Below are 12,579 nucleotides of genomic sequence, written 5' to 3' on the forward strand. Positions count from 1 at the left end.
CGTCAAAAGGCACCACTTCATGACCGAAGTGATGCCTTTTTTCTATAGATTATCAGATTATCCATTGTACTGGTTAAACATCGCTGTATCATCGGGGACGTTGGCGAGATAAACAATCTTTCCGTCTGCATCAAGCCGGGCGATGTCCGTGCCGTCCTGCGTGAAGACTGATCCGTCTGCCCGTTTGCCGCAAACGGCCCAGCGTGTTTCCATCGTATCGCCTGCTGCAGCCGGGACCCAGCCGGCGTACATGTGTTTGATGTCCTGGTTAGCCGTAAAGACCATCCGGACAAACTGTTTCCAGGCTTCGATTCCGTGCTGTTCCTGTCCGTTTAAGACAAACGTAATCTCGTCCGAGAACAGGGAAATCAAGTCATCAAAAGCTTTTTCATCAGTCCGGGAAGCATCAAATAAATCAAAATAGCGGTCAAGTGTAGATATAGTCATGGTTCATTCTCCTTTTAGTTGCGAATCATTTTTTCTTCGATTAAGCTTTGCAGTTTTGTCAGGTGGTCGGGCGGACAGTTCAAATAAATTTCCCGGCGGATCGAGTCAATCGTCTCGCGTTTAAGCGTCGACTGCCAGGATTGTTCCGCCTCTGTCATCAGATCGGACAACAGACAGATATTCTGATTTTGAATGCCCATCAAGTCTTCAAAGACGCCGCTTGAGGCATATAACGACTGTTTGCCTTCGATCGCTTCATAGATATCAAACACGCGAATCGTTTCCGGTGACGCTTTGAGCCGGAAGCCGCCTTTGGCACCGGGAACAGAAATCAGCAGATCGGCACTCACAAGTTTTCGGAGCAACTTTTGGAAGTAGGACGGCGAAGCCCCGAGCTGCTGACTGATGAATTCTCCCGGTAGAACACCTTTCTCCGGTAAAAACGTCAATAAGAGCATCGCGTACACCGATTGTTCGACACCTGTCTTCATTTGCATGAAACATTCTCCTTTCTGTATATCGTGGATAACTATTATCTACAATACATCCGAATAAATGAATTGTCCAACAAAAGGTTCCTCACAAAACCGTCACACCTTTTCGACTGCATACCCGTGGCATCAACAGAATGGATTCGGTATACTGAATGTACGATATGTGAAAATATTCACTAAAAGTCGTTCACACTTAGTGAAAGGACGTTTTCTTATGAATCCACTCAAAGGAATCATCACGATTCCACGTACGATTTTTATACAACTGATGTTGGCCGCCGTCCTGATGGGCGTCGCCGTCATCGGTCAATCTTATCTGATCGTCATCATCGTCGACCGGATTTTCCTGCAGGGTGATCCGTTCGCGGCCGTCATGCCGTTGCTCGGTTTTCTGTTGTTAATGCTGATGCTACGCGTCGGCGTCACCTACTGGAACGGCCGCCTCGGAACGAGTCTTGCGGCACGGGTTAAACAGGACTTGCGCCAGGCGCTTGTCGCGAAATATACACGAAACTCTGTCGAATCGATGCTTGAAGGACAATCGGGTCAAAAGGTCAGCATTCTGCTCGATTCCGTTGATGAGATGGACAGCTATTACAGCCAGTACCTGCCGAAAGTCATTCAGACGTCGATCGTTCCGTTGATGGTCTTGATTGCCGCCTTCAGCTACGACTGGGTGACAGGACTCGTCATGATGATTACGGCGCCGTTCATTCCGCTGTTTTACATCGTCATCGGAATCATGACGCAAAAGCGGGCCGATACGCAGCTTGAGAAGATGAATGCCTTTTCCGGTACATTCCTTGACACATTACAGGGACTGACGACGCTGAAGTTATTCGGTCGGGCGAAGGCGCAACAGGACGTGATCGAACGAAGCAGTCTCGATTTTCGGGACGCGACCTTGACCGTTTTAAAACTGGCCTTCCTGTCGTCGTTGATGCTTGAGTTTATTTCGATGCTCAGTATGGGGATGATTGCCCTGGAAGTCAGTCTCCGGTTGATTTTATTCCAAAGCATCACCTTTGTACCGGCCTTCTTGATGTTGGTCCTGGCACCGGAATACTATCTGGCGTTAAAAGAGATGGGAGCCGCTTTCCATACCGGTCGGGGCAGTGTCGCCGCCGCAAAACAGATTGCGGCCGAACTGACGGACGATGACCGGAATGTCGCTTTCGGACGAACGGATCTGCCGGCGGCCCGTCCGCCGCGGATTGAGCTGAAAGACGTCGCTTTTTCGTACCGGGATGCCCGCTTTGCGATGGAACAGTTGAATTTGACGATTGAACCGTATCAAAAGGTGGCCTTGATCGGGCGCAGCGGTGCCGGAAAATCGACGGTCCTCCAATTGCTGGCGGGTCTTGCCGATCCGCAGGACGGACAGCTGTTGCTTGACGGTCAAAACCGTCAGACGGTTACGGAAACAAGTTGGTTCAGCCAGCTCAGCTACATCTCGCAACATCCGTATCTTTATGCCGGGACGCTGGCGGATAATATTGCCATTGGTGAATTGCGCGAAGCGTCGCGCGTTGCGATTGAACAGGCGGCATCTGACGCCGGTCTGACCGAATTGATCGCACAGTTGCCGAACGGACTCGACACGGTCATCGGAGAAGGCGGACGCGGCTTATCCGGTGGGGAAAAGCAGCGCGTGGCGCTGGCACGTGCCTTCCTGAAACGGCCGAACGTCATCTTGTTTGATGAACCGACGACCGGTCTTGACGTGAAGACGGAACGGGTGTTGCAGGAAGCAATGACTGTTCTCGGACGTGAAGCGACCGTCATCACGGTCGCCCACCGTCTGCATACGATTGAACAATCAAATCAAATCGTCGTGCTGGAAGCCGGAAGGATCGTCGACCGCGGAACACATGAAGAATTACTCGGACGTGAATCGGAATATGCGATGATGCGCGCCGTTCAACGAGGGGAGGAGACACGATGAAAGAGTTGATGGGAATTTTTCGTTTGATGCTGCACCAGAAACGGGACATCGTGCTCTCGATTATCTTTGGTGTATTGGCCGGCATCACGGCGGTCGGACTGTTTGCCGCGAGCGGCTTCCTGATTTCAAAAGCGGCCTTGCTGCCGCCGATTCAGACACTTGCCGTCCTGATTGCCCTACAGAAAATCTCCAGTCTGACACGGGCTGTCAGCCGGTACGCCGAACGGTATTACTCACACCGGGCGACGTTTACGATCCTCAGTGACTTGCGGACGACGTTTTATAAACGGCTTGAACCGCTCGCACCGGGTATCTTTGCCAAGTATCGGAGCGGAGACCTATTGGCCCGGATCGTCGGGGACGTCGAAAGTCTGCAAAATACGTTTTTACGCGTCGTCTATCCGCCGATTATCCTGGTGCTCGTTTTCCTATGTACAATCTTTTTTGTCAGTTTCTTTTCACTCAGTGTCGCGCTTGTCCTTGTGTTTGGTCTGATCTTAACGGGATTCGTCATTCCCGGCTGGTTTGCCTACCGGGAACAACGGTTTGCCCGGTCCGTCCGGGCCCGACGCGGGGAACTGTCGACGGAAGTGACAGAACTGTTCCAAGGCTATCGCGACTTAAAGATCTATCAACAACTCGGCAATAAGGAAGCGGAACTGAATGCCGTCGCCGCACGCTACGTGGCGGAAGAAAAACGGAACGGACTGCATGCGGTCTCGAACCTTGCCTTGAATACACTGGCGACGTTGGTCATTTCCTGGATTGTCCTCGGACTCGGGGCATATCTCGTCGCTGACGGACAACTCGACGGCGTTTTCCTCGCCTTGTTGGTCATGACCTCGTTGACGGTGTTTGAAAATGTCGCTCCGATGGCGATTTTACCCGGGTTCTTCGAAGACAGCCGTCATGCGGCACGCCGGCTGGATGATGTCGTCGAAGCGACGGCGGAACCGGAATATCGTCCGTTTGCATTGACGCAGGCTCCGGAAATCCGTGCGGAACATGTCAGCTTTACGTTTCCCGGACAGGACCGTCCCGTCTTACGCGATGTCAGCGTGACGTTCCCTGCCGGCAGTAAAACGGCGATTGTCGGAGCAAGTGGTTCCGGAAAATCGACGCTGTTGCAACTGTTGTTGCGGATGTATCCGGCAGACGGAATCCGGATTGAAGGAACTCCAGGTCAAGAAATTAATCCGGAAGCGTTATGGCAACAGTCGAACGTCGTCCTGCAACAAAATCATTTCTTTTACGGGACGATTCGTGACAATCTGAAGCTCGCCAGCAGCGAAGCAACGGATGAACAAATGATCGAAGCACTGGAACACGTCGGTCTTTCGTTGCTCGCTCTTGACGACCGGGTGCTCGAAAAAGGGGAAAACCTGTCCGGCGGTGAAAAGCAACGGCTGGCGATTGCCCGGATTTTCTTACGTCAGACGCCGCTCTATTTGCTCGATGAGCCGACCTCATCGGTCGATGCGTTGACGGAACAGATGATTTTACGCCACCTGTTTGCTCGTGCATCGGACGCAACGCTGTTGCTTGTCAGCCACCGGTTGGCCGGTCTTGAGTTGATGGATCAGATTGTCGTCATGGAGCAAGGGCAGGTCGTTGAAGTCGGAACGTATGCTGACTTAATGATCAAGCAAGGTGCCTTTTATGCCTTGAAACAAGTCGAACAATCCGTCTTTACACCGGATCAACTGGTCCGCTGAATTAAAAACAGCCACATTCAACGCTCTATCGGCGAAGGATGTGGCTGTTTTGATTGAACAGAATTAAAATGGACGGTTGATTGCAGGAATGGTAAAGTAAGGAAAAAATAAGAGGTGAGCCATGATGGAAATTCGCCGTTGCGAGACACGACTGGATGATTTAACGATTGCCTATAATCATTACTACTCCGATTCAGACGAAATCTGTTTTATGTTGTCCGGAGCCGGTTACGCCTATGACCATCCGTATTTTTACTTCAGCCGGATGATGTTATTAAAACGCGGGGTGAACGTGATTGAAATTCAATATGTCTCGGATGATTTGTTTAGTATGCCAGATGAGCAGGGCGACGCCGAGATGAGTAGGCGGATCGAAGCGGTCATCGGGGACGTGTTACGGGCGCGGTCGTATCAGACGATTCACTTCATTGCCAAATCGCTTGGGACGGTGCCGCTGGTTTCAATGATGCACCGTGGGATGTTTCCGGAAGCGCGTGTCGTTCTGTTGACACCATTACTAAAAGATCCGGCCATCGTCGAAGCGATTGCGAACAGCCGGCATTACGGATTACTTGTCATCGGTGACCACGATCGTCAGTTCAGTCCGGAAGCATTGGAACGGTGCGGTAACTCGAACCTTGTACTGGAACAAATCAAAGGTGCCAATCATTCACTCGATATCGATTTTGATGTCAAGCCGTCCCTGCAAGTACTCGGACAGATCATGCAACGCATTGAAGACGTATTGTTCCCCGTAACGGTCAAGGAAAACTGAAAACCGACAGAACATTCTCGGAAGAGCGTTCTGTCGGTTTTTTTTAATACGGTCGCATCAATGCACGAACGGGACTGCCGTCACCGTCGACAAGCGGAAGTGGAACGGCATTGAGATGATAATCACCCGGCGTGATCGTATCGAGGACCAACCCTTCGAGTATGTGAACGCCATGGGCGGCGAGCGCGTGATGCGCCGCCATCTCTTTACTGTCGATTGCATCAACGGACGGTAAATCAAGTCCGATCAATTCAATACCGAGTTCGCCGAGCCGTTCGGCAAGGCTTGGTGTCAGTACCGGGATGGTTTCCGGAAAGACGGACTTGTCGACCCATCCGTCCGTTTTAATGATCAACCGGCGGACATCGGTTAAATCAAACGCCTCCAGATCACGTGCGACGAGTTCGGTCCGGCCGGGCAAGTAAATGACACGGGCATGACCGATATAAAGATCCGGATCCAAATCGATGACTTTTTGACCGGCATCGTCAAAGTGGAACGGTGCATCAATATGGGTACCGGTATGCAGGCTCATCGTGACCTGCCCGACATTGACGGAGCCGGTATCGGCTTTACTCCAGTTGATCGTATAGTCAAATTTCGTATCGCCGGGCCAGGTCGTAATCGACGAGGTTAACGGCTGTGAGACATCCATCCAACGGTTCATGCAAGATTCCTCCTCAAAGTTTTGTCCGGACCGACCACAGTTCCGGGAAGAACCGGTGATCGAGCACACGGCGCAGATAACTGACGCCGGACGAACCACCCGTTCCCGGTTTTTGACCGATGATCCGTTCGACGGTACTCATATGGTTAAAGCGCCACATCTGTTGCTGGCTGCCGATGTCGAGCAGCTTTTCCCCGAGTTCATATAAATCCCAGTACTGTTCGACATCCTGATAGACGATGGCCCAGGCCGCTTCAACACTCGCGTCGGCTTCCCAGTCTTGCGTGACATCCCGGTTGAGAACCGCCTCGTCAATCGGTAAGCCGCGCCGGTGCATCGCCCGGACGGTCTCATCATAGATGCTCGGTGTCTGTAAGTCATCGTTCAATTGAGCAAACAGCACCGTTTCATGTTCATAGACCCGTAACATCTGAGCATTTTTAAAGCCAAGCGAAAATTCGATTTGCCGGTTCTGATAAGACTGGAACCCGGAGGAATGTCCGAGTGAGTCCCGGAATTCGAGATATTCGGCCGGTGTCAGTGTCGAGAGGACGCTCCACGACTGGATCAGCTGTTGTTGAATTTTTGAGACACGGGCGAGCATCTTAAACGACCGTTCGAGTTGATCATCGGCGATTGCCTGAATGGCAGCCGTCATCTCATGCAAAATCAGTTTCATCCAGAGTTCACTTGTTTGATGAATGACGATAAACAACATCTCGTCATGGTGATCCGATAACCGTTGTTGGCTCGTCAAAAGCGAGTCCAGCTGCAAATAATCTCCGTAGGACATATCTTTTTTGAAGTCGGTTTGAATCGACTCCTCAATGTTCGTCGCATCCGTCTGTTTCATGCCGATCGATCCCCTTTACGTCAAAGTGATTGTGAACGGTTTGTCTGATCCGCTTGCGGCGGATGATTTCGTTTCCAAAAAACATAGGCGATTGTCAGGAAAATCAACCATGGGATCCCGAACTTCAAGACAATTTGGAAATCGGTAAACCAGGTCGTGATGACAAGCGCAAACAACAAGAGCGCACCAAGTGCCGTCAAATACGGATAGCCCATCATCCGGACCGGCAGTTTTCGTCCGCCGTCCCGTTCCCAGGCTTTCCGGAAGTAGAGATGAGAGATGAAAATCATGAACCAGGTGAAGATGGCACCGAACATCGAAATCCCCATCATAAATGGATAAGAGACACTCGATTGGCTGCTGATGACGGCAGCGAGGAAAATCCCAAGCGTCGAAACAGCCAGGGCAAACAGCGGTACGCCTTTCGCATTAAGGCGGCTGAACATCCGCGGGGCATAGGTGGCTTTCGATAGCGAATACATCATCCGTGTTGAAGCATAGAGCTGACTGTTCATCGCCGATAAGGCGGCTGTGAGGACGATGAAGTTCATAATGCCGGCTGCACCAGGAATCGACAACATCTCCATGACTTTGACGAACGGACTTTCATCGACACCACCGGCCTGTTGCCACGGAACGATCATCAGCATCAAGGCAATCGTGATGACATAAAACGTCGACAGACGGAAGACGGTGGCCTTGAGTGCTTTCGGCACGGCGACATCCGGATCTTTTGCTTCACCGGCTGTCACGGCAATCAATTCGGTCCCGAGGAAACTGAACAGCGAGATGAAGACGGCAATCCAGAGACCGGAGAATCCGAACGGCATGAAGCCGCCGTCATTCGTAAAGTTTTGCGGACCAATCTCCGGTGAGCTGCTGCCGAACACTAAGTACGCGCCGAGAATCATGAACATCAGGATGGCACTGATTTTAATGACGGAGAACCAGTATTCGAATGTCGCAAACGTATTGACGGTCGTGGCATTGATGTAAATCAATGCTGCTGCGAAAACGAAAATCCAGATGTACCCGGGCACATCCGGGAACCAGTATTTCATGTAGATGGCAATGGCGCTGACTTCGACGCCGATCGCGAGGACATTCGCGACCCAATAAGAATAACGGACGAGGAAGCCGGCATAAGGACCGATGTACTTCTCCGCAATCGTTCCGAATGAGCCGGACGTCGGATGGGCAACGGTCATTTCCGCGAGACATCCCATCAACAACAGGACGATAAATGCTCCGATGGCGTAACTGACAAGAACACTTGGTCCGGCCAGACTGATGGCGAGACCGCTTCCGAGGAAAAGTCCCGTTCCGATCGCACAGCCCATCGCAATCATCGTCAGTTGGCGTGTTTTTAAATCACGCCGTAATTCAGTAGGATGTTCTTTCATAATGCCTCCTTACGCGACGACTTCGCGTTCGTTCTTGAATTGTTCGTACTGTTTTTCATCCATGATCGTTTTCAAAATCGAAACGACTTCATAGACGTCTTCAAAACTATTATACAAGGCAACGGGTGCCAGGCGGACAATATTTGGTGCCCGGAAATCAGGAATGACGTGATGGGCTTTCAGCGCTTTACAGATCCGCGCCGCTTCCGGATGTTCAAGACTCAGGTGGGCACCGCGTCGTTTCGCGTCACGCGGATTGCCGATGACGAAACCGTATGCTGTCAGTTCCTGATCGACAAGAGTCATCATGTAGTCGGTCAAGGCGAGGGATTTCGCCCGGACGGCATCGATGCCGACTTCCGCAAACAGTTCGAGTGCCCCGATTTGCGGCGCGAGGCTTAAGACGTGGGGTGTTCCGATTTGGAAGGCCGCAGCGTTTTCAGCCGGTGTCATCGTATGATTCATGTCAAACTGCTTGTCTTTGCGGGAACCGAACCAACCGGTCAGACCGGGTAATGTACCGAAATGCCGTTCGTGGACGAACAGACCGCCAACCGTTCCCGGACCGCCGTTTAAGTGTTTGTAGTTGCACCAGTAAGCAAAGTCGACGCCCCAGTCGTGAAACGCATGGGGAATCGCGCCGACGGAATGACACCCGTCAAAGCCGATCAGGATATCGCGGGCGTGCGCTTCCCGGGTCAGCCGTTCCATATCTAAAATCTGACCGCTCCGGTACAGGACGGTCGGCAGGACGATCAAGGCAATGTCATCCGTCATCGCAGCGATGATATCGGCTTCATCGAGAAACCGTCCGTCGCGGCTTTCGACCTGAACGAGATGTTCCGCCGGATCAAGTCCGCGCAACCGGAGTTGACTCTGGAGCGCATAAATATCGGACGGGAACGTCAAACTGTCGGCTAAAATCTTCGTCCGTGTTCCGCTTGGTGCAAAAAAGGTTGCGACGAGTTGATGCAGATTGACCGTCGTCGAACCGGTCACCATGACTTCGTCCGCACGGCCGCCGACGAGCGGGGCGTTTAAGGCAGCCAGTTTTTCCGACAGATCGAACCACGGATGCCGGCCTTTCATCCAACCGTCAATTCCGAGTTCCCGCCAATCGGCGAGCGATTCGAGTAACGTCGCTTCCGCCCGTTTCGACAACAGACCAAGTGAGTTGCCGTCCATATAAATCGAACCTTCCTGCAGATAAAATTCGTTCCGGTACGGAGCGAGTGCATCCTGTTGATCCTGTTCGATGGCGTGCTTGCGTGGTGCGGTCAATGTCATGTCCGTTCCTCCTTAAATGAATCAGTAATCAATTTTGAGAAAAGCGTAGCAAACAAATTGACACTGTGTCAATATTATCGGATAGAGAATCAGGAGAGGTGGTCGATGACGATGAAATCAGATGAATTTAAAGTGGACAAACGGCATTTGCGGACAGTCCGGACGCGGGAAAAATTATTGGTCGCAGCCCGGCAAGTCTTTCTTGAAAATGACTTTCAGACGACGACGATTTCGCAAATCATCAAACGGGCGGGTGTCGGATACGGAACGGCATACGTTCACTTTGAAGGGAAAGATGAACTGCTGATTGTGTTGATGGAAGACGTAATGGATCGTTTCCACCAAGTGGCGGAACAGCCGTTTGAGCCGGGAACGGCTGAAGAAGCCAAAAAACAAATCGAGCAACAGGCAATGGCCTTTTTACAGCTGGCTGAGCAGGAGCGGGAGATGTTACGGGTCGTCGAGCAGGCGATTGGCATCTCTTACGTCATCCGGACGAAGTGGAAACAGATTCGCGAGCGGTTCATTGAACGGATCAGCTGCGATATCCGCTATGCGCAAAGAACCGGATTGGCTCGTCCGGACTTAAATCCGGTACTCGTTGCCCGGGGCTGGTTTTTTGCCAACGAAATGTACCTGTTCGAAGTCGTCCGCGAAGAGACGACAGCATCGATCGAAGAAATCGCTAAAACCTTAACCGCTGTTTATACGACCGGATTGTACGAACACGGTTAAAGAAGGCCGTTCCCGGGAAACTTGTAGAAGAAGGGAGCGCTGCACATGGCATTTGATTACGATCTTGATTTTAAGACAACGGATTTTCGGAAGGAACCGGAAAAATACCGTGTCGGACGGGGCGAACAGGGGGTATTGCTCGTAGAACCGTACAAAGGGGAAATCTTGCCGCACTGGCGGTTCAAGACACCGGAAATTGCCAAAGAATCTTCCGAAAAAATCTATCAGATGTATCTCGACTATAAAGAGGCCGGAGACTTCGTCGGAATGGACATGGCGCGGAAGTTCATCCAGATGGGACATACACGGGCACGTCGGTATACGAATTATAAAGGCGGACGTAAGTATAAAAACAAAGAGACGGGTGAATTAAACGAGCGGAAAATTGATCCGGAAAAAGCGAAATCAGCAGAAATTTTTCAGGAAAAATGGGATTTGATCCGGGCGGATGAAGAGTACTTGAAGTTAAAGAAAGCTCATCAAAAACAGTACGGATGAACGGATTTTTAGTTTTCCATTTGCCTGTTTCTTGGCACTGGAAATGAAGGATTCAAAATTTGCTATGATGGGATTAAAAGGGAGGAGAATATATGCGTTATACGTACTGGGCGGCGTTGATCGGATTGATTATAAGTATGTTTCTGCTGGTGGATTATACCGTTGAAACCGTTCCTGTCAGCATTCTGGTGGGATTGTTGGTGTACAGTATCGGACTCAGCATCGTCACGACGTTCGAGGTGTCTTCGTTTGAGCTGACACGACGTGTCTTTGTGACAACCCTTCTGTTGGGGCTGGTTCTGAACCACGCCCTCGATTTACGATTCACGGCATTTTTGCTTGTGTTGCTTGTCGTCGAAACGCTTGTCAAAACTCTCCGCTTCCTGCAAGTGCTCTGGTGGGACCGGACGACGTTGCACGGCTGATATTTCTCCACCATATGAAGAAAGCAGGAGGTCATCCGATTATTTAATCGGTCGACCTCCTGCTTTTGTTTAGACATCGGAATCAAGATGTCTGTTCAATCTTTTTAATTAAACGGGACTGACGACGTTGCCAAATGACGGATCCGACCAATGTCACGGCAAGGAAAACGAGTCCGAGCATGAACGGATACAGAATATTGACATCGTATAACAGACCGGCCAGGGTCGGACCGAGGACGTTCCCGATGCTCATGTAGGCATTGTTCATCCCCATCGCGAATCCCTGCTCGTTACCGGCCAGTTTTGAAATCATCGTATTCAGGACCGGACGCAGGATTGAAGTCGCGAGGAAAATGACCAGCGTGACAGCGAAGAATCCGCCGTAGCTCGCCGTCAAAAGAGACAACAAGAATCCGAGTGTCGCGATCAACAGGAAGATATTCAGGACTTTTCCTTCGCCGAGACTGCGTGATAACTTATCAACGACAAAAATCTGGGCAATGACACTGATGATACCGGTCGACGTTACCATAATCGCAATATCTTTTGGTGAAGCACCAAACTGGTTGTCGACGAACAGACCGAGGACAGACTCGTATGCCATCAAGCCGAAACTCATGACAAGAGTGATGACGAGCGGAACGAAATACGGCTTATGGAACGATGCTCCAAGCTTTTTCCACATCGAGCCTTCATCCGGTGCCATCGCCGTCGCATCATGGACATCACTCTCCTGCAACAGTAAAACGCTGAATAAGACGGCAAGGAGTGAGACAAGTGCCGAGACGAGCAACGGTAATTTTAAATCAAACTCGGCAAGGAAACCGCCGATTCCGGGACCGATGACGATACCGAGTGACATGGCAGCAGAGACGAAGCTGTTACCTTTTGCACGCTGATCCATCGTCGTGATGTCTGCGACGTAGGCAAAAATCGCAGGGATCAACAGCGCGGCACCGACACCGCCGATCGCCCTGGAGATGTAGAGGATCGTCACAGAGTTCGAGAAATAAAAGACGAACATCGATAACGTCAGTCCAATCAATCCGTAAATGATCATCTTGCGTCGACCGTATTGATCGGCCCATTTCCCGGCGACCGGTGACATGACGAGCTGGGCACCGGCAAAAATCGCGATCATCAGACCGGCTGCCGTACCGCCTTGACCGATTGAAGCTAAGTAAGCAGGCAGAATCGGAATGATGATCCCGAAGCTCCCGACGGCAATGAACATGTTAATCATCAGGACCGTTAATTTTTTTCGTTGATCCGCTTGCAAGGGGATCCCTTCTTTCTGCACGCTGGTGTAAGCGTTTATTTAATCTACCTTTACTA

Annotated in this window: 13 protein-coding genes; 6 read left to right on the top strand and 7 right to left on the bottom strand. The window is 51.1% G+C overall.

Annotated elements, in window-relative coordinates; all coding sequences use genetic code 11:
* Nucleotides 1–57 precede the first annotated feature (57 nt).
* Together N7U64_RS12375 and N7U64_RS12380 are read right to left on the bottom strand one after the other, a co-directional pair.
* The gene (locus tag N7U64_RS12375; RefSeq protein ID WP_318929945.1) at nt 58–447 is read right to left on the bottom strand and encodes a nuclear transport factor 2 family protein; all 390 of its coding nucleotides are present in this window, start codon (nt 445–447) and stop codon (nt 58–60) included.
* 14 nt (nt 448–461) lie between these two features.
* The gene (locus N7U64_RS12380) at nt 462–944 is read right to left on the bottom strand and encodes an RrF2 family transcriptional regulator (protein ID WP_214850473.1); all 483 of its coding nucleotides are present in this window, start codon (nt 942–944) and stop codon (nt 462–464) included.
* Nucleotides 945–1,155: 211 nt separating this feature from the next.
* Between N7U64_RS12380 and cydD the strand changes: the two genes are divergently transcribed.
* The 3 genes from cydD (at nt 1,156) to N7U64_RS12395 (ending at nt 5,376) form a co-directional block, all read left to right on the top strand.
* Nucleotides 1,156–2,886 (top strand): thiol reductant ABC exporter subunit CydD, encoded by a 1,731-nt coding sequence (gene cydD, locus N7U64_RS12385; protein ID WP_318929946.1) that lies wholly within the window; start codon nt 1,156–1,158, stop codon nt 2,884–2,886.
* The gene (gene cydC / locus N7U64_RS12390; protein WP_318929947.1) at nt 2,883–4,601 is read left to right on the top strand and encodes a thiol reductant ABC exporter subunit CydC; all 1,719 of its coding nucleotides are present in this window, start codon (nt 2,883–2,885) and stop codon (nt 4,599–4,601) included. Before cydD ends, cydC begins: the two co-directional genes overlap by 4 nt.
* Nucleotides 4,602–4,722: 121 nt before the next feature.
* A complete protein-coding gene (locus N7U64_RS12395) occupies nt 4,723–5,376 on the top strand; it encodes a cyclase (protein WP_318929948.1) in 654 nt (217 codons plus the stop codon).
* Nucleotides 5,377–5,419: 43 nt separating this feature from the next.
* Here N7U64_RS12395 and kynB read toward each other — a convergent pair whose 3' ends face one another.
* The 4 genes from kynB to kynU are packed head-to-tail and all read right to left on the bottom strand — an operon-like array spanning nt 5,420 to nt 9,586.
* Nucleotides 5,420–6,043, bottom strand: coding sequence for an arylformamidase (gene kynB, locus N7U64_RS12400; protein ID WP_318929949.1), 624 nt, complete (start codon nt 6,041–6,043; stop codon nt 5,420–5,422).
* A 13-nt stretch (nt 6,044–6,056) separates the two neighbouring features.
* On the bottom strand, nt 6,057–6,896 hold the full coding sequence (gene kynA / locus N7U64_RS12405) for a tryptophan 2,3-dioxygenase (RefSeq protein ID WP_318929950.1): 840 nt from the start codon (nt 6,894–6,896) through the stop codon (nt 6,057–6,059).
* A 20-nt stretch (nt 6,897–6,916) separates the two neighbouring features.
* The gene (locus N7U64_RS12410; protein ID WP_012369092.1) at nt 6,917–8,299 is read right to left on the bottom strand and encodes an amino acid permease; all 1,383 of its coding nucleotides are present in this window, start codon (nt 8,297–8,299) and stop codon (nt 6,917–6,919) included.
* A gap of 9 nt (nt 8,300–8,308) precedes the next feature.
* Nucleotides 8,309–9,586 (bottom strand): kynureninase, encoded by a 1,278-nt coding sequence (gene kynU / locus N7U64_RS12415; protein WP_318929951.1) that lies wholly within the window; start codon nt 9,584–9,586, stop codon nt 8,309–8,311.
* Between the two features lie 105 nt (nt 9,587–9,691).
* Here kynU and N7U64_RS12420 point away from each other — a divergent pair, with 105 nt between their 5' ends.
* From N7U64_RS12420 to N7U64_RS12430, 3 genes are all read left to right on the top strand, one after another.
* On the top strand, nt 9,692–10,321 hold the full coding sequence (locus N7U64_RS12420; RefSeq protein WP_413230438.1) for a TetR/AcrR family transcriptional regulator: 630 nt from the start codon (nt 9,692–9,694) through the stop codon (nt 10,319–10,321).
* A 45-nt stretch (nt 10,322–10,366) separates the two neighbouring features.
* Nucleotides 10,367–10,819 carry a DUF4385 domain-containing protein gene (locus tag N7U64_RS12425; protein WP_012369095.1) on the top strand — a complete coding sequence of 151 codons (453 nt, stop codon included), beginning with the start codon at nt 10,367–10,369 and terminating at the stop codon, nt 10,817–10,819.
* Between the two features lie 92 nt (nt 10,820–10,911).
* Complete coding sequence (locus tag N7U64_RS12430) at nt 10,912–11,244, top strand: hypothetical protein (RefSeq protein ID WP_318929952.1); 333 nt, start codon at nt 10,912–10,914, stop codon at nt 11,242–11,244.
* An 82-nt stretch (nt 11,245–11,326) separates the two neighbouring features.
* Here the strand turns inward: N7U64_RS12430 and N7U64_RS12435 are convergent, their stop codons facing one another.
* Nucleotides 11,327–12,523, bottom strand: coding sequence for an MFS transporter (locus N7U64_RS12435; protein ID WP_318929953.1), 1,197 nt, complete (start codon nt 12,521–12,523; stop codon nt 11,327–11,329).
* Nucleotides 12,524–12,579 lie beyond the last annotated feature (56 nt).

It is taken from the genome of Exiguobacterium sp. K1 (assembly GCF_033721435.1).
In the GTDB taxonomy this organism is placed as follows: Bacteria; Bacillota; Bacilli; order Exiguobacteriales; family Exiguobacteriaceae; genus Exiguobacterium_A; species Exiguobacterium_A artemiae.